The 24,176-nt window shown below is 25.8% G+C and carries 21 protein-coding genes and 1 riboswitch; of the genes, 3 read left to right on the forward strand and 18 right to left on the reverse strand.

Translation table 11 applies throughout. The features are described 5' to 3' along the window. Positions 1–99: 99 nt before the first annotated feature. Positions 100–1,374 carry a metallopeptidase TldD-related protein gene (locus I2E83_RS00690; protein WP_195263058.1) on the reverse strand — a complete coding sequence of 425 codons (1,275 nt, stop codon included), beginning with the start codon at positions 1,372–1,374 and terminating at the stop codon, positions 100–102. An 11-nt stretch (positions 1,375–1,385) separates the two neighbouring features. After that, positions 1,386–2,798, reverse strand: coding sequence for a TldD/PmbA family protein (locus I2E83_RS00695; protein ID WP_195263057.1), 1,413 nt, complete (start codon positions 2,796–2,798; stop codon positions 1,386–1,388). Positions 2,799–3,012: 214 nt separating this feature from the next. Here I2E83_RS00695 and I2E83_RS00700 point away from each other — a divergent pair, with 214 nt between their 5' ends. Next, positions 3,013–3,729 (forward strand): HAD family hydrolase, encoded by a 717-nt coding sequence (locus tag I2E83_RS00700; RefSeq protein ID WP_195263056.1) that lies wholly within the window; start codon positions 3,013–3,015, stop codon positions 3,727–3,729. 57 nt (positions 3,730–3,786) lie between these two features. On the opposite strand, the gene metH is transcribed toward I2E83_RS00700, so the two are convergent. Next, the gene (gene metH, locus I2E83_RS00705) at positions 3,787–7,437 is read right to left on the reverse strand and encodes a methionine synthase (RefSeq protein ID WP_195428214.1); all 3,651 of its coding nucleotides are present in this window, start codon (positions 7,435–7,437) and stop codon (positions 3,787–3,789) included. Between the two features lie 120 nt (positions 7,438–7,557). Then, a riboswitch (SAM riboswitch) is annotated at positions 7,558–7,654 on the reverse strand. A 304-nt stretch (positions 7,655–7,958) separates the two neighbouring features. On the opposite strand from metH, the gene aspD reads away from it, so the two are divergent. Continuing rightward, positions 7,959–9,587 carry an aspartate 4-decarboxylase gene (gene aspD, locus I2E83_RS00710; protein WP_195428216.1) on the forward strand — a complete coding sequence of 543 codons (1,629 nt, stop codon included), beginning with the start codon at positions 7,959–7,961 and terminating at the stop codon, positions 9,585–9,587. Positions 9,588–9,705: 118 nt separating this feature from the next. On the opposite strand, the gene I2E83_RS00715 is transcribed toward aspD, so the two are convergent. The 5 genes from I2E83_RS00715 to I2E83_RS00730 form a co-directional block, all read right to left on the reverse strand. Next, complete coding sequence (locus I2E83_RS00715) at positions 9,706–10,035, reverse strand: hypothetical protein (protein ID WP_195428218.1); 330 nt, start codon at positions 10,033–10,035, stop codon at positions 9,706–9,708. Between the two features lie 204 nt (positions 10,036–10,239). After that, a complete protein-coding gene (locus I2E83_RS00720; RefSeq protein WP_195428220.1) occupies positions 10,240–12,033 on the reverse strand; it encodes a WG repeat-containing protein in 1,794 nt (597 codons plus the stop codon). 491 nt (positions 12,034–12,524) lie between these two features. Further along, positions 12,525–13,400, reverse strand: coding sequence for a PHP domain-containing protein (locus tag I2E83_RS00725; RefSeq protein WP_195428223.1), 876 nt, complete (start codon positions 13,398–13,400; stop codon positions 12,525–12,527). Positions 13,401–13,527: 127 nt separating this feature from the next. After that, positions 13,528–13,650 (reverse strand): hypothetical protein, encoded by a 123-nt coding sequence (locus I2E83_RS18110; RefSeq protein WP_279325318.1) that lies wholly within the window; start codon positions 13,648–13,650, stop codon positions 13,528–13,530. 104 nt (positions 13,651–13,754) lie between these two features. After that, a complete protein-coding gene (locus I2E83_RS00730; RefSeq protein ID WP_195428225.1) occupies positions 13,755–14,267 on the reverse strand; it encodes an AAA family ATPase in 513 nt (170 codons plus the stop codon). 856 nt (positions 14,268–15,123) lie between these two features. Here I2E83_RS00730 and I2E83_RS00735 point away from each other — a divergent pair. Continuing rightward, entirely contained in the window at positions 15,124–15,438 is a 315-nt protein-coding gene (locus tag I2E83_RS00735) for a hypothetical protein (RefSeq protein WP_195428227.1), read from the forward strand. A gap of 156 nt (positions 15,439–15,594) precedes the next feature. Here the strand turns inward: I2E83_RS00735 and I2E83_RS00740 are convergent, their stop codons facing one another. From I2E83_RS00740 to I2E83_RS00785, 10 genes are all read right to left on the reverse strand, one after another. Further along, a complete protein-coding gene (locus I2E83_RS00740) occupies positions 15,595–16,026 on the reverse strand; it encodes a GNAT family N-acetyltransferase (protein WP_195428229.1) in 432 nt (143 codons plus the stop codon). A gap of 24 nt (positions 16,027–16,050) precedes the next feature. Beyond that, on the reverse strand, positions 16,051–16,248 hold the full coding sequence (locus I2E83_RS00745) for a DUF4177 domain-containing protein (protein ID WP_195428230.1): 198 nt from the start codon (positions 16,246–16,248) through the stop codon (positions 16,051–16,053). A 327-nt stretch (positions 16,249–16,575) separates the two neighbouring features. Beyond that, positions 16,576–17,019, reverse strand: a complete 444-nt coding sequence (locus tag I2E83_RS00750; RefSeq protein WP_195428232.1) for a hypothetical protein — start codon at positions 17,017–17,019, stop codon at positions 16,576–16,578. Between the two features lie 269 nt (positions 17,020–17,288). After that, the gene (locus tag I2E83_RS00755) at positions 17,289–17,444 is read right to left on the reverse strand and encodes a hypothetical protein (protein ID WP_195263043.1); all 156 of its coding nucleotides are present in this window, start codon (positions 17,442–17,444) and stop codon (positions 17,289–17,291) included. A 172-nt stretch (positions 17,445–17,616) separates the two neighbouring features. Further along, a complete protein-coding gene (locus I2E83_RS00760) occupies positions 17,617–17,808 on the reverse strand; it encodes a hypothetical protein (protein ID WP_195263042.1) in 192 nt (63 codons plus the stop codon). A 797-nt stretch (positions 17,809–18,605) separates the two neighbouring features. Further along, positions 18,606–20,315: a S8 family peptidase gene (locus tag I2E83_RS00765; RefSeq protein WP_195263041.1), complete on the reverse strand. Its 1,710-nt coding sequence runs from the start codon at positions 20,313–20,315 to the stop codon at positions 18,606–18,608. 4 nt (positions 20,316–20,319) lie between these two features. After that, positions 20,320–22,125 carry a S8 family peptidase gene (locus I2E83_RS00770; RefSeq protein ID WP_195263040.1) on the reverse strand — a complete coding sequence of 602 codons (1,806 nt, stop codon included), beginning with the start codon at positions 22,123–22,125 and terminating at the stop codon, positions 20,320–20,322. 82 nt (positions 22,126–22,207) lie between these two features. Beyond that, positions 22,208–22,981: a peptidase MA family metallohydrolase gene (locus I2E83_RS00775; protein ID WP_195263039.1), complete on the reverse strand. Its 774-nt coding sequence runs from the start codon at positions 22,979–22,981 to the stop codon at positions 22,208–22,210. A gap of 1 nt (position 22,982) precedes the next feature. Next, positions 22,983–23,510: a flavodoxin domain-containing protein gene (locus tag I2E83_RS00780; RefSeq protein WP_195263038.1), complete on the reverse strand. Its 528-nt coding sequence runs from the start codon at positions 23,508–23,510 to the stop codon at positions 22,983–22,985. A 302-nt stretch (positions 23,511–23,812) separates the two neighbouring features. Further along, a complete protein-coding gene (locus I2E83_RS00785) occupies positions 23,813–24,088 on the reverse strand; it encodes a hypothetical protein (RefSeq protein WP_195263037.1) in 276 nt (91 codons plus the stop codon). Between the last annotated feature and the right edge of the window lie 88 nt (positions 24,089–24,176).

A 24,176-nucleotide genomic window follows, 5' to 3' on the forward strand; every position in this document is an offset into this window, starting at 1 on the left:
TATTTATATAATACACTAAAAATCTATATATTCAAATTGATAGATTTTTCTATATTTCTTAAATAAAAGTAAAAAGGGCTATATATTCAGCCCCTTCCTCTATTTTCCTGAAACTTCCACGCCATTTAACTTTATGGCTAATGGTAATTTATAAGATTCTAAATTTTGTACTTCTTTAGATAAAATAAAATCACCTTGAACATCTTTTATATTAGCAGATAATGACCCTCCAGTTAAAGGAATTATATTATCTCCATCCTTTAATAAAGCAAGTCTAATTTCACCAAAAAAATCTCCTGTTAAAGAATCCATTTGGAAATCTGAAAATTTAATAATGTGAAGATCTCCATTTTTTATCATATCATTAAAAGGTGTGTTTCCTTCCGATATTATTGCCCCATCATATTCACCAATTGGCTCTAATCTTAAGTAGTTCATAAATCTTGAAGATCCATATATACTCTTTAATTCACAATTATCAATTAAAGTTCTATCTATCAATTTAACACCTTCATTACTAAATGGTACGCTAGATGTTAGTTTAATGTTTATTTTATCTCCCTTTACATCTTTTCCTTGAACACTACTATTTATCTTGAAATTTGAATATCCCTGGTAAATCATTGAAGCTTCAGAATTTTCCAAGTAGTAGCTTAATAATGTTTTCACTTCTTCACCTGATAAAATTACATTATAGAAATCTGTTTTAGGTGGATTTAAACTCTTTTCTCTATAACCGGTATTTATAATTGATTCTTTAACTTTTAAACTTAGCTCATCTTCTTCTAAATCATTATAACTAAAGCTATTATATAACTCTACATCTTCTTTATCTATCCATTGAGTTACATATTCTCCATTAGTGCTATATTTTGTATATTCTATATCAGTTCCATTAGATCCTACAATTTTCTTTCTTACCTTTTCAACAAAGATTTCTGCTGAATTAATAAATCCCTTATCTATATTATTATTTTTAAATAGTGCTTTTTCTAATTTTATAGCATTTTCTTCCAAAGTACTTTCAGAAAGTTTGCTTTCAATTAAAATTTTTTCATTTTTATTCCCCTTAGGTAAATCATAATATTTATTCTTAACTAATGAAGCAATATAATATCCTTCTTCAATAGCTTTATCTATCTCCTCCTTTGTCATTGAGGGATATATAGTTAATGTAGTTTCTCCTTTAAATTTTTCTCCATTTTCATCAAAATTATTAAATATTTTAACTGAATAATTCAATAAATGCTTTGACCTCTTCATATCAAGTGAATCTTTTATAAAGTAAAGTTCTACATCTTCGAATTCAGTTTCTGAAACTATATATTCTTCTATATTATGTTTCTTTAATAATTCTTTAATTAAATTTATCATAAAATTCACCTCTATCCCAATCTAGCCTTACATTTTATATAAGGCCCACCTGCTGAAACTTTAACAAATTCTTTATAACCTTTTCCACAATATCCTGTACCACTAGTTCCAAATTCACTTGATATCATTGAAATAGATTTTAACAAATCAGGAACATATCCTGTAATTATTATAGGTGAAAATATCTTTCCAGTTAATTTACCATCTTTTATTTCCCTTCCTATATTTGCAATACATTGAATTCCCCAATTTTTAGGATCTTCCATTCCACTTTCTGCAGAATCTATTAAAAATCCATATTTTACTGATTTTATCATTTCTTCTACAGTACTATTACCATATTCGATATAAGTATTTGTCATTCTAGTATAAGCTTTTCTATCAAAACTTTGCCTTCTTCCATTACCAGTAGTTTTTTCATTTAACGCTAAAGCTGTCAAGCTATCATTTATTCCAGTTTTTAATATCCCATTTTTAATTATTATAGTGTCACTTGCCATATTCCCTTCATCATCAAAGAAATAAGATCCTGTTTCTTCTATAGATGCTGCTCCATCATGCATAGTAACTATATCTGATGCAACATACTCTCCCATAAAGTCTTTGGACTTTGCCCTATCTTTTAAAAACATGTCCATTTCTACCCCATGTCCAAAAGCTTCATGAACTATTAATCCAGTGATATCTGGAGTACATATAACATCATATTCACCTGGCGTAATCTTTTTAGCAGATAGAAGTTTGACTGTTTCATCTACAAGTTCATTTGCAACGCCATTCATTTCATTTAATAATTCTCCACCCTTAGCACCTGAAAAAATTCTTGTTCCAATTTTATTTCCATTTTCATCAGCAGCTATACAAAGGCACATACCATTTCCCCACATTAAACTTTGCTCTAAGTCCTTCTTAGAAGATAAAAATATTTTATTAACGTTCATATATTCGTAAAAAGCTCGAAAATCTACTACATTATTATTTAATGATAATCCTTCATTTTTTATTTTTGATAATGATTCCAATATATTTTTATCACCAATATCTTTAGGATGAATTTTTATTTCTGTTCCTTTAGAGAATTTTATTTCATCTTCATCTATAATCTGATAACTATTAATATTATTATTAGTAGAATTTTTTGAATTGTTTTTTATTTCTTCAATTATGCCATTAAAATTTTCTTTATTAATATAATTAAAAGCATACTCTGAATAATTTACACCATTATAAACTTTTACAACAAATCCTCTTTCTATAAATGCCCCATCATTTATACTTACTGTATTTTTAGATACAATAAATCTTTTACCAAAAGAATCTGTAGCCAAAATGGATACATATTTAAAATCTTTTAGTAACTCTTCTAAAAGATTATTTAAAATAGGTTTTATTTCTTTCAAATATTTACTTATTTCTAATTTCATATTATAGCCTCCTTTTTTATTAAGTTTATCACTAATAAATACTACAGTCCACATTATGGTAAAAAATATTAGTATTATATTAGTATTAAATATAGATTAAATAAAAGTATTTTTGTTTAAAAATACAAATCTTCTATAATTATATATTAATTAGAGGATTTATTCCTTATAAAAGGAATTAGAGTATATATAACTTGATTATGGAGGATTGCACATGTTTAAAAACTATATATTTGATTTGTATGGAACATTAGTTGATATAAATACAAATGAAGATTCACAGCTACTTTGGGAAAAGTTAGCTCTATTTTATTCATATAAAGGAGCAAATTATTCTAGTAAAGAATTATATTATCAATATTCTCGATTAATACGTTCTAATTTAAAATTAAATACAAATACTAATTTTCCTGATTTTAATATAGAAGAAATATTTAAGGAACTATTTAATAAGAAAGCTATTTTTCCAAGTGATGATACAATTAGAGATACAGCACAAATATTTAGGGTACTATCAATAAATAAATTATCTCTTTATAATGGTGTTATTGAATTTTTAGAAGATCTAAAATCTAAAAATAAAAATATATATCTATTATCTAATGCTCAAAGAGTTTTTACTCTTTATGAAATGAAATTGCTCGATATTGATAAATATTTTGATGAAATATTATTTTCTTCAGATTATTGTGTTTGTAAACCAGATAAACTTTTTTATAATTCATTAATTGAAAAATATAATTTAAATCCAATTGAAAGTATAATGATTGGAAATGACTATATTTGTGATATACAAGGTGCAAAAGAAGTAAAATTAAACACCTTATATATTCATTCTAACTTATCTCCTGATTTAGTTGATGACGTTAATAGTAACTATTCAATTTTAGATGGAGATTTCAATAAAGTTAAACCCTTAATATTAAAATAAAAAAAGAGAACTTATAAAGAATGGTTAAACTTTATAAGCTCTCTTTTTTGTAAATAATTATATTAATATATTTGGAAGTCTATTTTTCAATTCTTCTAAGTCTGAATTATTTCTTTTTGCATAATCTTCTAATTGATTGTTATCTATTTTATAAACATCGAAATACTTAGCTACACTATTTGCAAAATATAATCCACAAACTGATGATGGAGGATCAATCATATTACTTTCCGTAACTTTTGCACCAGTTGATTCTTCTCCATTCAATAACTTAAATATCTTTCTTATTTCTTTGTGATCCTTCATTGATGGATAACCTACAGCTGGTCTTATTCCTCTATACTTTCCAGAAAGTAATTCTTCGTGATTTAACCTTTCTTCACTTGAATAACCCCAATAATATTTTCTAACATCCAAGTGTAATTTTTCTGCAAAAGCTTCTGCTAATCTATCACAAACAAAACTTAAAAGCATAGAACTATAATCATCTCCATTTTCTTTCAACTTCTTTGCATATTGTCTTGCCTCAGTTCCACTTGTAACTAAGAATGCACCAATATAATCATCAATTTCTAATTCTTTTGGAGCTATATAGTCACTTAAAGAAAGATTAATATTATTTTCATTTTTCTTTTGTTGTCTAAACATATTAAAAGTTTCTATTAAATTGTTATCTTTATCAAAAAGCATTATATCATCTTGGTAAGAGCTTGCTTTAAACAATCCAAATACACCTTTAAGCTTTACTATTTCGCTATTTTCTAAATCATTTAATAACTTATTTGCATCTAAATAAATTTTCTTTGCTTCTTTTCCATAATTATCATCTTCCAAAATTTTAGGGAATTTCATTTTCATTCCCCAGGCTGCAAAAAAGAAACTCCAATCTATAAAAGGTCTAACATCTTTTATAGTATAATTATAAATTTCTTTTACGCCTAAAAAATTAGGTTTTTTAATATGAGTATTTTTCCAATCTATTTTAAGTTTATTTTTCCTTGCTTCTTCTAGAGAAAGAAATTCAAGTTTCAGATTTTTATAATTTTCTCTTTGCACTCTATACTCTTCCTTAGTTTCCTTTATAAATTTATCCTTATCACTTGATATTAACTTCTTACAAATCTCAACAGTTTTAGATGCATCATATCCATAAATTACTGGTCCACTATAATTCGGATCTATTTTTAACGCTGTATGAATTTTAGAAGTAGTTGCACCTCCAATAATAAGTGGAATATTTAGGCTTCTTTTTTCCATTTCCTTTGCTACATTTATCATTTCATTTAAAGATGGAGTTATCAATCCACTTAAACCAATTATATCAACATTTTCCTTAATTGCTTTATCAATTATTTCTTCACACGGAACCATAACCCCTAAATCTATAACTTCAAAATTATTACAAGATAAAACAACCCCAACTATATTCTTTCCTATATCATGAACGTCACCTTTTACAGTAGCTATTAATATCTTTCCATTCATAGTAAACTTACCATCGTTTTTACTATTTATATATGGTGTTAAAAAAGAAACAGCTTTTTTCATGACTCTTGCAGATTTCACTACTTGTGGTAAAAACATTTTTCCACTTTCAAATAATGAATCTACCTTTTTCATTCCACCCATTAGTAGCTCTTCTATTATCTGCAAAGGATTGTCATATAATTTTAATGCTTCTTTTAAATCTTCTTCTATATAATTAGTGATTCCTTTTACTATAGAATAATCTAATTTTCCCTTACAAGCTAAATTTCTCCAGTCATCTCTACTTTCTTCATCTTCTTTCGAATCGTTTTTATATAAAGATGCAGATTCTAAAAGTATTTCATTTGCATTTTTAGATTTATTTAAAACAACGTCTTCTACTAACTTAAGTAAATCTTTAGGGATATTATCGTATATTTGAATCATACTTGGATTTACAATCCCCATATCCATGCCATTTTTTATGGCATGATATAAGAAAACTGAATGCATAGCTTCTCTTATTTTATTATTACCTCTAAAAGAAAATGATAAATTACTAACTCCACCTGAAACCTTAGAATATGGTAAATTTTCTTTTATCCACTTAGTTGCATTTATAAAATCTAAAGCATAATTATTATGTTCTTCAATTCCTGTAGCTATTGCTAAAATATTTGGATCGAATATTATATCCTCTGGTGGAAATTTAACTTTATTCACTAAAAGATCATAAGCTCTTTTACATATACTTATCTTTTTTTCATAGTTATCTGCTTGGCCTTTTTCATCAAAAGCCATAACTACTACTGCTGCTCCAAAATCTTTAATAATCTTTGCTTTCTTTAAAAAGTCTTCTTCTCCATTTTTTAAAGAAATAGAATTTACTATATGTTTTCCTTGAATTACTTTAAGACCTTTTTCTATAACTTCCCATCTTGATGAATCAATCATTATAGGTTTAGCTGAAATATCTGGTTCTGAAGCTAAGAGTTTTAAAAAATACTCCATTTCTTTTTCACTATCTAAAAGTCCATCATCAAAATTTACATCTATTATTTGAGCACCATTTTCAACTTGTTCTTTAGCAATTTCAAGAGCTTCTTCATATTTCTTTTCCCTAATAAGTCGTGCAAACCTTAAAGATCCTGAAACATTTGTTCTTTCTCCAATATTAATAAAATTACTTTCTTTATTCACCTTGGTTATTTCTAATCCACTATATACACTTTCTATTTCAATTCCTTTTACAAGTCTTGGTTTATAGTTTTTAGCTATATTTGCAATTGCTTTTATATGTTCATAAGTAGTTCCACAGCATCCACCTACTATATTTAGATATCCTTCTTTTAGCATTTCTTCAATACACTTTGATGTTATTTCAGGTGACTCATCATAAAGTCCTAATTCATTAGGCAACCCTGCATTTGGATAAACTGATATAAATAACTCCTGAGTTTCTGATAATTCTTTTATAAAAGGATTTAAATCTTTCGCTCCAAAAGAGCAATTTAGTCCTATTGAAATGATATTTTCATTTTTCATAGAAGCAGCAAAAGCAGAAAGATTTTGTCCTGATAAAATCCTTCCTGATTTATCGGATATAGTTCCAGATATCATTATTGGAATAACTTTATTTTTTAATCTGAAAACATCATTAGCCGCCATAATAGCAGCTCTAGCATTTAAAGAATCAAAGATCGTTTCTATTAAAACTAAATCAATGCCACCATCAATTAATGCACCAATTTGTTCTTCATATGCCTCTTTTAACTGGTCAAAAGATATATTCCTATACCCAGGATCTTCAACGTCTGGAGATAATGATGCCATTCTATTTGTTGGCCCTATAGATCCTGCTACGTACCTTTTTTTGCCATCATTTTTTGAAAAATCATCACAAGCCTTTTTAGCAATCTCTGCACTTTTATAATTTAAATCGTAAACTAAATCTCCAAGCCCAAAATCAGCTTGAGATATTCTATTTGAATTTAATGTATTAGTTTCAATTATATCTGCACCTGCTTCTAAAAATCCTCTATGTATTTCATCAATTACTTCTGGCTTTGTTATACTTAACAAATCATTATTTCCTTTTTGATCTAGGTTGAAGTCTTTTAATAAATTCCCCCTATAATCAGATTCCTTCAACATAAATGATTGAATATTAGTTCCCATTGCCCCATCTATTACTAAAATTCTCTTTTCTAAGTCTTTAACTATTTCAAAATTTCTCTTCATTATATAGCCCCCTTATAATATCGATTAATAATATTTAAAACTAACATCAATATTTTTAGAAATAAAAAATCCCTTCTAAATAAGAAAGGATTATATAAAAATTATATATAAATTCTATTACTCTTATTTTTCAGAAAATCTGTAGGATTTAGCACCACACTAGAAAGTAGGTTGCTGGGTTTCAAAGGGCCAGTCCCTCCACCGCTCTTAATAAGATATTATTTTTATATAATTATATAATCTCTTTCATTTATTGTAAATATATTTCATTAAATAAAAAAATCTAAGTTTAGATTATATGATATTGAAATAAAGATTTAACATTTAATTAAATTATAATTTATTTATATAAATAGTATTTTGTAATTTATATAAAATGTTAAATGATTCGTGTTCTTATATTGAATTTTACTTGATTAATTATATAAATATTAATGTATTTTTAGTATTAATTATTTATAAGAATAATATTTAGATTCATAACAAAAAATAAGATAAATTTTTTAATTAAGGAGAAAACTATGGACAAAAATTTACAACGTGAAGAAATTGAAAAGATTTATGGTAAAATAAGTCCATTTGAATTTAAAAATAGGCTAATAGAACTAGCTAATGGAGAAAATGAAAAAACAGCTCGTATTCTTTTAGATGCTGGTCGGGGAAATCCAAATTGGACAGCATCTACTCCTAGAGAAGCCTTTTTTACATTTGGTCTTTTTGCTGTTAATGAAACTAAAAAAGATTTTCATAATGTTAATCTAGCTGGAATGCCTAAAAAAAATGGTATTTACCATAGATTCATAAAATTTGTAGATGAAAATAATACTTTGCCAGGAATAGAATTACTAAGAAAAATAATTGAATATGGAATAAATGAAAAAAAATTTAATGCCGATGATTACTTATATGAATTAGCAGATGCAATTATCGGAGATAACTATCCTGTTCCAGATAGAATGCTATTTCATATTGAACAAATAGTTCATGATTATTTAGTGCAAGAAATGTGTTACAACAAGCCTCCAAGTGGTAAATTTAATATTTTTGCGGTAGAAGGAGCTACTGCAGCAATGTGTTACATATTTGATACTTTAGGATCAAATATGCTTCTTAATCCCAAAGACAAAATAGCAATAATGGTACCTATATTTACTCCATATCTAGAAATACCAGTTTTGCCTAGATATGATTTAGAAATAGTTCCTATAAAGGCTACTGAAACTACCACAGATGGAACACATACTTGGCAATATCCTTTACATGAACTAGAAAAACTTAAAGATAATTCTATAAAGGCTTTATTTATAGTAAATCCAAGTAATCCACCATCTGTTTCATTAAGCAGTGAATGTAGAAAAAACCTAGTTTCTATTGTAAATGAGTATAATAAAGATATAATGATAATATCTGATGATGTTTATGGTACATTTGTTCCTGAATTTAGATCATTAATGGCTGATTTACCTTATAACACTATAGGGGTTTATTCATTTTCTAAATATTTCGGAGTTACAGGTTGGAGATTAGGAACTATAGCTATTCATGAAAAAAATATATATGATAAACTTCTTAAAGAATTGTCAGAAGATAAAAAGAAAATTTTAAATAGAAGATACGGTGATATGAATTTAAATCCAGAAACTATACCATTCATAGATAGAATAGTTGCAGATAGCAGACAGGTTGCCTTAAACCATACAGCTGGACTTTCTACACCTCAACAAGTGCAAATGGCATTTTTCTGTGCATTTGCATTATTAGATGATAAAAACATATATAAAAATCAAACTATAGAAATATGTCATAGACGTCAAAAACTACTATTTGATAGTCTCGGACTAAATTTAAGAAAAGATATATATGACGCAGCTTATTATACAGAATTTGATTTATTAGAATGGGCAAATTATAATTATGGTTCAAAGTTTGCAAATTATCTTGAGAGCAATTATAAGCCTGTTGAAGTGTTATATAGATTAGCTGAAGAATCATCTATTGTATTATTAAGTGGTTCTGGATTTCAAGGACCAGAATGGTCTATAAGAATTTCTTTGGCAAATTTGAAAGATGAAGATTATACCACTATAGGAAAAACACTTCGTATAATTCTTGATGAATTTATAAGTAGATGGAAAGAAAGTGAAATATGAAACTGTGTAATAGAGATAAAAGCTAGACTATTTATGTCTAGCTTTTATCTCTATTTAGAAGTGGATATATAATGTTAAAAGATATTAAATTGTAGTACTACTATAAAATATAGTAGTACTACAAAACTAAAATAAGGATATTAGAAGATATTATTAAAACAGCAGTTTTTATTAAAATTTCTTTCACATTTTCTTGTGATTTCATTAATTCTTGACTGTATTGATTTTTTTGATGTCCTTGAAACATATTTATGTTTCTCTCATTATTTTGATTCATTGTATATGAACTTTTTAAATCAAGATTCATATTATTTAATCCTTCTTCTAGATTATCCCTATATTCATTATTATCTAATTGTTCATAATCGGTATATGAACAATTTTCATTATTCATACTCATTATTTTAAAATAATCTTCATAATTATAATCTGAATTATTATAGTTCATCTTAGTCACCACTTTTTAAATATCTTTTGTTTATTTATATGTAGTATATATTATTCTTTCTATTTGTTTTGTTTCTTTGTTTTTTGATTTGCTTTCATTTTTTTATTTTATTTATACTCATTTACGAGTATATTATTTAAGAATATATTTAACATTAAAAATAAAGCATATAAGAATACTTAAATTCTTATATGCTTCTTCTAATTATCCATAGAATGCTTTATAAAAATCACCTTGATTATCTAAATAAATTTGTATTTGGATAAGTGGTATTTTAAAAGTAATAACCCCAGCAGAATAAGGGCCTATTTCATTTGGAAGATAATAAATATATAAATTATCTTTATCTAGGTAAAAGTCATGATTCTCCGATATTCCTTTAAATGAATCTGGAAAAACATATTCATAATTAGGGTCATTTTCTATAAAATTCTCAATTATATCATTTAACCTATTTATCCAGCTCGTATTACTTTTAAATAAATCCTTTAAATTGTAAAATTTTCCCGTCAACAAATCAATAGCACAGGTTTTTCTTATTGGTGTTCCATGAACTTCTCCTAATGGATAATAATATCCTAATAAATCTATGATTATTGAATTATCTCTGTAAAATAATATTTGAAAATTTCCGTAGTAATTGTATGATAATACCTGATCATTTATAATATTTAGCTCCTTACCTATCAATTCTCTTTTTGATGGTATGAAAAATGACATTTCCCTTAATCTTGAATTAACTTCTTTTTCTATATTATCATCATGCATCCCTTTCACTTGTGGAATATATATGAGATAATTTATGTTTGGTTTATATTTATCAATTATTATCAAATATCTTTGATCTAAAGGAATCTCTTTATTCGGTTGATAAATTACTTTATTATTTTTATCTAAATAATACGGAAAATAATCTATATTAGCATATATAATTTCACCTTTAACTCTAAGTTGACCACTTCCATCAACTATAGGTAGATTTTTTATTATTTTCCCATACTCATCTAAAAAAAATGTTTTTTTATCATCAGATCCATATGATAATCCTTTAATGTAGCTATCAATCTCAAGATAATTAAATTTTGTTAAAAGAGTTCCTTTGGTATCTCCTATAGCATAAATACTTCTTGGAAATATCCTATTATCTCCTATCGGTAAACCTAATGCTACCTTACCTTCACCTAAATATTTTACATCACTATATATATCTCCATAAATTTGCTTTCCTAATTTATCAATGACTCCATGTGTACAGCTTATATTATTACCTCTACTGACCACAGCTACTCCATCATTAAATTCTTGGGCATCACAATAAATTGGACTAATAACTATTTCTCCATCCCTGTTTATATATCCATATGGTCCACCTAATAATATTGAAAATACCATTAAGTCTTCCCCATATGATCCAACATATTCAAAATTATAAGTATTGCTAATATTCCCTTGTTTATCTATTAATGCATATTCTCTTTCTTTTATTTTTATTAAGCCAAAACCATCATTGAAATCACTTACATTCATATATTTAACTTCTGTAATTTCTTTTGCATCTAAATCAATATATCCATATTTATAACTTTTCCCATTTCTTTTTGCAACAACCGCATGTCCATCATTGTAGTTTCCTATATAATCGTAAACTATATCTCTTAATTTATTTCCTTTTTCATCTAAAACCCCCATTTTAGATTTTTCAGTATAAATGGCCCTACCTTCTTTATACTGATTTATATTATCAAATTGAGGATTAACATAATAATTTCCCTTCATATCAATTATTCCAAACTTGCTATTTTCTTTAATTATTGCTAATCCAAGTTCATTAAAATCATATGCCCTTGTAAACTTAAATGGAATTGCTTCTTTACCTTCCTTATTTATATAGCCATATCTATCTCCATCCACAGTATTTTTAAGTGCAGGATATAATCCAAATTCTCTTTTTTTTGTATTTTTCTTCTTACTTTGTTTATTATTTTTCCCCCTACTCATATAACCCCTCTAAAATTTATTGATAATGTATATTATATTTGTATATTACCTATACGATACACTATTATGTATACTTATTATGAATAATTTATATTTTATAACCTACTGATTCTTTTACCTGATTTAAATTAGGAATGAATATTTGTTATCATAATTTAAAGGAATATGGGAATTTTTTAAATTATATGGAAATATGGAACAAAAAATTTAAACTACAGTTCTTTTTATAAATTTTTATTACAATAAATTAAAAGCCAGTAAATATGCTTATGATTAATTTACTGACTTTTATTTAATATACTTCTTATATTCATATATTATAATTTATATACTATTTAAAATCATTTAAGATTAGCTACCTTACTATTTTAATTAGCTTTAAATTTACCAATTTTAGTATTATCGATTTTTTAAATTCAATATTTGTTTCCATTAAATAAGTTAAAGAAGTAACTTTCATAAATTTTAAATGCGAAAAATATTAATATCACTTACTTAAATATTTTATCTATTGAAATATCTTTAGGCTCAAACTTAAATTTCCCAATTTCTATATTAGGTTTTGTCTTTCCATGAAAATCACTTCCACAAGTTATTATCATATCATTTTTTAAAGCCTTAATATAAAAATAATCGGTTTGCTCTTTTGTATGATAACTACTAAAAACCTCTATACCATCTATTCCTTCTTTTATCAATTCATCTATTATATCTAAATTTTCTTTTAAATTATTTCCTGGATGCGCAATTATTGCTTGACCACCATGCCTATGAATTAATTTAATTGCTTCTTTTAAAGTTATAAATTTTATTGGTACATAAGCTGGTTTTCCTTGTGAAAAATAGTCCCAATAAAAATTTACATAAGGCATATCACTTCTACTTCCACCTTCTAAATACGGCTTCATTATAGTAGAATTCCTATTTTCCTTATCTTCTAATAGTATTTCAGCTATTAACTCACCTGTAACAACTCCATTTGTCGATCTTTTAAGAACTTCCTCTTCGTGTATATTTAAACCTGTGTGTTCCTTTATTAACCTTATCTTTTCTTTTGAAGCACTTCTTTCTTGATTTAAAATATCTTCTTCAATATTATAGAAATCCTTTTCTTTATAATCTATATTGTATCCAAGTAAATGTAAGTTTATACCATTAAAGGTGCAGTCTATTTCTATTCCTGGTATAACTTTTATCTCCTTATCCTTTGTATAATTTAAAGCTCTTTCTATTGCCTTTACTGAATTATGATCACTTATAGAAATTATTTCAACATTATTTTTTACTGCTTTATCGATAATTTCTTCTGGAGTATACTCTCCATCATCACTAAAGCATGAATGCATATGCAAGTCTATATTACTCATATCAATCTCCCCATAACTAGTTATTATTTTAAATGTCTTAATTTATATTATACAATGATTTCATAATATTTAATTTTCAAATATAGATATTTTTTATAAATAAGCTTATAAATTTTAATCACTATTTTCAGATAAAATAAATAAATTCCCATTCATATAAATCAAAAGTAAAAAACTTTCCTTTTATTATTGGATCCTCTTCTGCAATATTTCTTGCATCATTTATATCTTTTGCTTCAAATAAAATCATGCCTCCATTAGTATTATTAAATCCTCCACCTTAATTAAATACTATCATTTATATTTATATAAAACTTGATATAACTTGCAATAATATCTTTATTATAATTATTATTAATTAGAAAAATTTATATTATTTATCATTATTTCTACTACTTCCAATATAGAAAGATTAGTTGTGTCAATTTCTTTTGTTTTCATATCTTTACATAAACTAAGATACTCAATACTTCTATTTATAGACTCTTCATCTCTCAAATTAATTTGTACATCACTTAATATTCTACTCCTTAATTTTTCTTCTGAACATGTAAGCGTAATCTTAATAGACTCAAAATCCAAGTCTTTTAAAGGTTCTAATATATCATTATAGATTTCTTCTTTATGTATGACCCATGTAAAGATAACATATTCTATTGTTGAATTAGTAAGAAATCCTCTAAGCAAATGCGTTATATTATCTATTACCATTTTTTTATTTTCTTCATTAACAACAAATGGATTAATCATCCAACACCAATCTCCATCAAGCCATACAGAATTCTGAAGATTTTTATTTAATTCTTTACAAGTTGTCGTTTTACCTACCCCCATAGCTCCATTAACTATAACTAATTTTTTCTTCATTTTAAAACCTCCTATACTTAAAAATATTAAATACTGTTAATCTTGCTTTAATTTCCTAAGTAAATAAGCATATTCATAGTTTTACAATTGCAAACTGTGCTTGAATCGTTGAGCTTCGTGATATAATTATTTACTGGCCAATGTAATTTATTTTTCTATTTATTTTATAAATTTCACATTTAATTACAATAACCCGTACTATTTTATTTCTTAACATAGTATCTCATCTATGCTTTTTCTGCTTGTAAAATAAACTATTCTATCATAGTAAACTATTATTCCTTTTTTTAGCTTTTACTTAATTTTTATTAATGTCATTAGCACTTTTTCAAATGCATTAAGTTCATTATAATTAAGCCTACCTCACAGGTAAAATCTTATCTATTTCATAATAATTAACTGACTTTGTTATAATTTAAAGCTAAAATATTAGGCTATACTTAGTAACACTTATGTGACTCTTAGAATATATTGAATTATATACTATAGAGAGGTGAATAAGATGCCATTTTGGGGATTTAATAGATGCTGCTGCAGATGCTGTAGATGTCGTAGATTCAATAGATGTTGTGGATTCAATAGATGTTGTGGAAATTGGGGAGGTTTTTGGTTCTAAGCCTATTATGAATTAATTTCCTGTGAATTTTTAATAATAAAACTAATATTAAATGGTGGATTATTATATGGTCCACCTCTCTATAAAATTTAATATAAATAATTTTGTCTTTACAAATCACCATTAACATTCCAATCTTAATATAAATATATATCTTAATTAATTTCTTATTTTGACTTTACACACAATTGAATATTTATTTTATATTTGATTAAAATAAATATGAAAGGTGGTTAGATTATGAAAAAATCAATATTTTTATTTATAATTTCATTATCCTTGTTTATTAGTACTTTTACACAATATACTTATGCTATAAATTTATTTGAAGAAGGTGTTTATCAAGCTTCTGACTTAAATTTTTCTCCAGAAAATAAATATACAGTCCAAAACATATCTGAAACCAATAGTGTTTATTTACAGGTGTTTGATGAAAATCAAATTATTGTCCAATCTATTCGTCTTACTCCTAAATCAGATAAATTTAACTTAACAGCCTTACTTCCAGGTTATAGAATTGTTATAGTTGGTAATGGTAATGTTTTCATTTCTTAAAGGGCACTAAAAGTGTCTTTTAAGTCTTACTATAAAACTATTATACTCATTCTTTGTTCTTAATTCTAATTTGATATACTATTAATAAAGCAAGGTGAAAACTATAATAATTGTAGACCCTATTATCATCATTAAATATTAATTCTGAATATAAATCTAAGTAAATAATTTAATAAAATTCTTCTGTTCTTTTCTATAGATATAACCATTTCTCTCATAAAATCTATGTGCATTTTCTCTATCAATTCCTGACACTAGCCTTATTCCAGAAAATTTATTTTCTCTTGCTATTTCTTCTAATTTATTTATTAAGGCTGTTCCTACACCATTTTTTCTATAAGATTCTTTAACTACAAACCCTAAAATATTAATTAAAGAATCTGAATATAGTAGCTCGTATTCACCACCATGTATATATCCAATTATATTATTCTCTATATAAGCTACTAAAATAATATCTTTTTTGTTTTCTATTATATATTTAATTTTTTCTCTAACTTTTTCTTCTGGATATAAATAGCCTAATTCTTTATTTAGTAAATATATATCCCTATAATCTGATATAGATATCTTTCTAATATTTATCATATATACCAACCCTCCAACTAAATTTTATAGTGATTCATCTGTTTCCTTTTCAAATACTAAATCAAATCTCTTTATTTCTCCATTATTACTATAAAATTCTGTAGGTATTGCCATAACAAACCTCCATCCTTCTTTACTATACTTATCTATAATTTCTCTATGATTTGAAGGTCCTCTAAACAATCCATGAGTTTGAGCCTCTTTATACATATACTTGTACATATTTTATCCTCCAATTAAATTTAAATGATATTTACATAAACATTATATAATATTTTGGTTTAAATGTAATTATAATACATATAATTACATAAAATTTTATTTATTGTACTAATATCTTAATAAAAATCTTAAAAATATACTATTATACGAAAATACTAAAAAGCCTAACATAATTCTAAGTTCTATGTTAAGCTAAAAGACTATTATTTAATATTCTGAATTCCTAGAAACATCTATATTATATATAATATTTCTTTATAGTACTTTATCAATCTTATAAGTATAAATATATAAAATAGCTAATCACTATAACAAATTGCTTATTCTCTAACCTCTAGTCATGTATTTTTCAAATAATTTATCTGCCATTTCTGGATTAGATTCTTTTAAGTCATTTAAATATACAAGAGCACTTCCTTTATATTCTTTTTCTTCACCAAATAAAATAACTTCATAGCAGCTTCTTAAAATATTTACAACACAATTTTCAAAATGATTTTCCTTACAACTTTTACAAGTTCTTAGAATATCTGCAACTCCGTCCATTATATATTCTTTATCATATATTCTTGTATCCATAATCGGTATGTTCTTACATCCATCGATTACATATGTAACTTTATTAATCATACAGTTTTTAATACATTCTGTTCCATATCCAACTAAACAAGTTTCTCTTTCGCACCCTCCACAAGCACTCTCAGAAAGGCAACACGGACTAAGCTTGTCTACCAATCTGCTAAAATTTACATCTTTAAATGCAACTCCCATCTTTTCATCCTCCATTTATAAAAAATTTTATAAGGATATCTCGTCCTCTATATTTGTCTTTAGTGTATTTCATATGAATATTAATAAATGCATTAAGTATCATTATTAACTAAAAAAATTATGATAATATGAATCTCTTTCTACATTATACCATTTTTATTTTTTTAACCAATATAAAAATATATAATATTATTTTAATCTTATTCCGTTCCTACTCCCCCACTACTATTTTTATTTTTTTCTTGTTGGAATGATTCTAAGCATTGTTCTTACGCTGCAATTGTTAACATTAAACATTCTATTCCAATAATAAAATTCCCAATAACATTTATTTCATCAGCACTTTTATTTTTATATAAAGCTTTTGCACTGGCATCAGTTAGAATTATTAAATCTTCACTACTTAAATTATCTGTATATGCCATTAATTATTCTCTTATATTAAAAAATTAACTAAATTCTTTAAATATTATATATTATGATTTCTATTTTATATTATGATCATTTAAAATAAACTTTGCAAAAAAATACTCAACATTATTTAAACTAGTGTTGAGTATTTTGACTATATTATATTTTATAAAATTTTTACTTATACTAAAATATCATTTTCACTAATATTTTAAGATTCTTTAATAATCTATTGCTTTTATTCTTTGAAGATTTATAAATTTCTCGTCTAACCTCAATTGAACTTAATTTTTCATCTTTGCAATATCTTTCGAATTCAATCGATTCTCTTTTACTATTAACTGAATTTGTATTAATTATTTCTCCGATAATAAACATTCAATATTCCTCCATTTATATTTATTTTACCTATTTCAATTTGATTTTTTTGATATTTTCCTAATTTCATCATTCAATAATATCCTCCTTTAAATTATTTTTTATATAAAAATGACCCTAGTTTACCCAGGGTCATTAAAATATCACTTATTATTAAATAATTAAGTCCTTAAAAAAACCATGAGTTTAATAACTCACGGTGGAACGATTAACAAACTAATAATCCATAAAAATTTACAGATTATCTCCACTGGTAGAGCTACTAATTAAAAAAAGACTATATTCTATTTTATTTTCATCAGATTTTAAATTAATAAACATAACCCTACCTCCTAAATTAAAATTTGTAAAATATTACTATATTATTATATAACATTATCCACTTTCTGTAAATACAAAAATGTAAAAATATCGTAATTAAGGTATTTATTATACATACTTAATTCTTAAAGAAAACTATCATCACAATCTAATTAATTTTATACAATCATTCTAAATAAAAAGAAAAATCACATTATATTACTTAAATGTGATCTCTCTTTATTTATATTGATAAGCATGTTAACTTTAATTTAAATAACTTTTTCTTTTATATGTTATCATCTATAAATTAGAAGTGAATTAAATAAAAGTTAAATAATTTTAATCTTAGTTAAACTAATTTAACCAAAATAAATTTGTTCCATTAGCAAAATATTAATTTGTATCGATATATTTGCATTAAGTGTACCTTCTGATATAAGAAAAGAAGGTGATAGCTAGAATGTCTTAATCATACTTATCTCTTAAGATATACATCAAATCATACTTCTAAAAATTTCAAATACATTTAATATTCCATATCCCCATTGAGGATTAGGATATATATCTCCCTTCCTTTTATATGTTCCTCTCTCTAAATATGCTTTAATTTTTTGTGAATAAATATATAAGTCATTTCCTTCTATTATCCCCCATTCTAAAAGCAATGCGCATACCCCTGCAACTACTGCTGCTGATGCAGCAGTTCCACTTGTTAAAGTAATCTTATTCCCTGGTGCTATAGATAGTATATTTACACCTGGAGCAGCTAAATCTATTACATCTAAGTATTCATCAAGACTTGCAACTCCTGAAAAATTAACAATATTATTATTTCTTTCGTTATAGCTTGCTACAGTTACAGTATACTTTGAGTTTGATGGGTTTGTAATAGTATTATATGGATCAGATGGACTGAACCTTGTATTTTCTGGTCTAATACCCCTTTGAGGTAACCATAAATTAAATGTACCATTTATAATTAATTTTCCTATTATTCTAAATTGCCATATACCTGGAACTAGATTATGAAATGTAACTCTTATAAGTTCATCTCCAGATGTTTGTTCTGGTATAAAGTATGAAATCTCAATATTGGTTTCCTCTAATATATATTTATAATTCATTGTAAAATTCATTAAAGATGGATTCAAACCAGTACTTTCTCCTGCTGGTGAAACAACTTCAATAGTCATAAAATTAGGCGCATCTATCCATATTTCTACAGGTAAAATTTTTTGTCTCTTATTAACATCTAATTGAATTATCTTCATCTCTCCTTCAGATTTTATTATACCCGAGGCATGTCCGCCATTAGCCCCTTCATTTCCTGTTCCCGATACAACTACTACGCCTCTACTCATCGATATTAGCTCAATATATTCCTCTAATATCCCACTTCCTTTATGATTTCCAGAGTTAGTTCCTAGAGGAAAATATATAACAATTGGAGTTAGATTTTTTAATTTATATTCGTATAAAAATTTTAATGCTATATATATTGAAGGTAAATTATATATAGGTATTTCTACTTGATATTCATTTTTATAATACTCAGTTTCTTTTAATTTAATAACTATAAAGCTACATTTACTTGCTATACCTTTAAAATTATTATCTCTATTAAATCCTCCTATAATACTTGCTAGTGTTGTTCCATGACCATTAACATCTATACTAGGTACTATGCTATAAGGGTTTCCTCCATTTCTAGCTAAGCTAATGGCATTATTTATCATTTCATTAGTATATATACTTCCATAATAAGCTTGCTTATCTTCAGATTTTCCATTTGAAGGTATAGTTTGATCCCAAATTAACTCTATTCTACTTTTCCCATCTTCTGTAATAAAGGTATTAGATAAATAATCTATACCTGTTCCTATAACTGCTACCATAACTTTATTACCGGTTAAATCTAATGGATTTTTTATATCTATAACATTACTCTTATTCTCTTGATTTAGTTTAATATCTTGTAATGTATATAATTCCGGATACATTACATAAAAAATTGATTTAAACATTTTATAATTTATCTCTAATTTCTCTTCCGTAGCAACTACTGCATATTTTTCATCTAGTATAAGTACATGATATCCAGGTACTTTCTCTACTTCGCCCTTTATATCTCCTTCATATTCAACTATATATTGCTTATAATTTGGATTTATAAAATAATAATCAAAATTTTCAACACCATTCATACTTTTATATCTCCATATCTTTTGGAAGTCTTATAAAAAGATTTCCAACATAGTATTCATTATATTTATAATCTCTGCTATAGCTTTTATATAGTCCAGCAATAAATTTAAACGTTCCTAATATATCTAAATCCCCATACCCGAACTCCCTACTAGGGTAAATAAAATCACTTCTTCTTTGTGCTCCATACATAATATATGATCTAATTTTTATTGAATCCATAGTTAAATCATTTTTATCAATTATTCCCCATTGCAATAATAAACAACAAGCTCCTGCACATACTGCTGTTGCTGCACTACTTCCAGAAAGTGTACTAACTCCTCCTAATGGCTTTGTAGTTAAAATATTTACTCCTGCTGTTACAATATCTGGATTTATTAGTCCATTAGAATTGAACCCTCTCCCTGATTCAGAAACGCCTCCTTTTTTTTCATTATTATAATAACCTACAGTGACAACCTTTCTAGCAGTTGAAGGAATAGTAAGCGTTATATTAGGATCAGGCTCCAAAAAAACTGTTCCTTCAGGTAATACTTCTTTTGGTGGAAGCCATATATCATATATACCATCAACTATATACTCTCCACTTAGTTGTATCTTCCATATTCCAGGTACTAAATTCCTAAAACCTATTATTATAACTTGATGCCCTGTAAATGTTTCTGGTATAAAATGATATAAACTCATAATCGTATTGCTTAATACGTATTTTATTTCTGTTTTACTTTTTCTCTTAGGTGAAATAAAATTTGATTGTTCTCCTACTGGTGATATTATATTTATTGACATTTTATTAGGCCTTTTAATCCAAATATAAAAAGGAAGCTCCACAAGGAATTTAGGTATTTTTAACTCTATAGTTTTAATCTCACCTTGATTTTTAATGGCCCCTGAAGAATGTCCTTGAGCAGCTCCTTGATTTCCTGTTCCACAAACTGAAACTACCCCTCTATTTCTAGAAACATTAGTTAAATATCTTGATATCAGGTTATTACCATCATGACTGCCTTCTGTAGTCCCAACCCCCAAACAAATAACTAATGGTCTCTTTGCTTTTAATGCATATTTTTTTAAATAATCTATACCAGCTAAAATTTCTGATGCATTATAAACACTTCTATCTGGAAGTCCATTTTCTCTCAACACTTTTTTAAAATTACTAGATTCTAAAAGCTTAACAATTACAAATTCACAATCATTTGCTACACCTTTAACATTACTATTAAATCCTCTGGCTCCAATTATACTTGCCATCTTTGTTCCGTGCCCAACCGTATCTTTTGTTGGTACAATATTGTATGGATCTCCATTATTCTTAGAAAAACTTATTGCTTTATTTATGTCCTCAGCACTAAATATTCTACCAATATATACATTTTCACTTGTACTATTTACAATAGTTTGATCCCAAATACTTAATATTCTTGTTGATCCATCTTCTCTTGTAAATTCTTCATTTAAATAATCTATTCCTGTATCAACTAAACCAACTAATACTCCTCTTCCTGATAAATTTAAATACGGATCATTATTTATTGTATAAAAACTATCTATATCAATTGGTGAAATATCCTGAAGAACATAAGTACTTCTTGGCTCTAAAAAAATTATACTTGGTACTTCAGTCAATAATCTATCTAAATTAGCAGTATTTACTGATACTACTCCTATTGTTTCTGTTATTCTATCTCCACATGCGTAATCTATCTTTTCCATTTCCTCTTGAAATCCTAAACCATATTCCACTAGAAAATTTGGTGAATCTTCATTGTAGTAATACTTATTACACTTATTTCTGTTAGCCATATATATCCTCACTAAATATTTATTTATAATATAAATATTTAATTTGTATATATAATATTCTAAAAAGTTCCTTCATCTTTAATTACTTATAATTTTTTTCTACATAGTTAATCCAATTATTTTTTAGTTCCTCAATTGATAAATCTAAAATATTTTCTATATCATTAGGAGATTTTATAACTTGAATTAACTTTTCATATCCAAATTCATTTACAATGAAATCTACTATAGATCCTGAATATAAATAACTAAATTGATTATTATAAAAATTATCATTTATATCATCTATAGTAATATCTGTATTTTGGGATAGATTTTCTCTTATGGCTTTCTTTTCATAATCTGTTATTTGATTAGCTTCATAAACTGATATACCTTCCATAAACCAAGTAGGTATATTATTTTCTTTTTGATTATTAATATTAAATGTTACTATATGCACAAACTCATGTACAATAACCTTAAGAAGTGATTCCTTGTTATGAATTGAACCTGGATTTAATGGTGATACCATTTTTATTGTATTGTCATATGCAACTCCAACTATTCCATCACTAGCATCTTCATTTCCAATAGCCTTATGAAATTCCTTTATATTCGGATAAATTGTTATTTCTACTTTTGTTTCTAAATTAGTGTCAAAACGCTCTGTTATAGCACTATAATTATCATTCAATACTTCGCTTAACTCCTTAATAGCCTTTGAATCATTTTCATTTGAATAATACTTAAAATATTTGTCTTCTTCTTGCAGTTTTATCTTATCTTCAATAGTTCCTAACTTTCTATAACCAAAAGTAATAATAATTATCATAATTAATATAAATATCCCTATTATTGAAACCTTTTTATTCATACTATACCCCTAAGAACTTTCTAATTTCCTTTAAATTATCTCTGCTCGTCCAATCTGATACATTATCCATTGACTCTACAAGCGCCTTTTCCCAAGGCTCAAATTGAGATGAATCCTTTTTACTTAAAACTCCCTTTAACATCCCAATTAGTAATTTATCCTTAAATGTCATATTCTTCAAATCAAACATTCCCCTTAAATAAAAAAGTTTAATATTTTCTAAATCTCCAGATAAATTATGTTCCTTTAGATGATTATAAGCTTTTTCATCATATGGTGATGCTCCAACTGCAAAGATTGTTATATTTTTATCTTTTAACTTACTATAATTTTTTTTAATAAAAGATAATCCAGCTATTCCAGAAGCATAAATTCCTCCACCGTAAATAATAGTGTCATAACTATTAAGAATTTCAACTTTACAGTTGTCTTGCAAATATAAATCTGCTCCAATATCTTCTGATAACCATTCTGCATATTTTTTTGTTGCCCCATACTTACTTTTATATACAACTGCTATCTTTGACATACAACCTTTCCCCCTTATATTTATTTTTTTATTTATTGCTTATATAAGTTTATTTATAATTATTATAAAATTATTTTAGCTCTAGCTTCACTTTTTTTAATTATTGAAATCTGAATCCTTGTATAGAACCTTTTAATCCATATATCTATTAATTCATATATCTATTAATTCATAATAAGTAATCATCTATTATATCCATTCCAAATCTTCCATTCTAACTTTATAGACATCATGAATCTATAAATTCTCTCTTTCAGTTGAGTTAATCTAAATTACTAATGTCATTTTCCTACTTTACTTGTCTAAAAAAATATTTGAAATATAGCCATTAAGAAAATTACAATCCCTATAATAATTGAAAATATCCCAACACTTTTATTTCGTTTTCTTACTGCATTCGAATTTGTTCTATTTGATAATTCTATTTGGCTTACTCCAGAAAATAATTGACTTAATCCTAATGTCATAATTACAAAATCAAACTTTATATATCCTCCAAAATACATTCCAATTAATATTAATGTCATTACAGAAAAAATTACGGCTATTATTGACCATATTTTTTTATTTATCTCCATTTATACTTTCCTTTCTTCTCTTTCTTAAATTAAAATTTAATATACATTTTATAATAATTATACACAAACCCCAGCACTTATTAAACAT

The organism is Clostridium sp. D46t1_190503_E9 (genome assembly GCF_015555225.1).
Lineage (GTDB): Bacteria > Bacillota > Clostridia > Clostridiales > Clostridiaceae > Clostridium.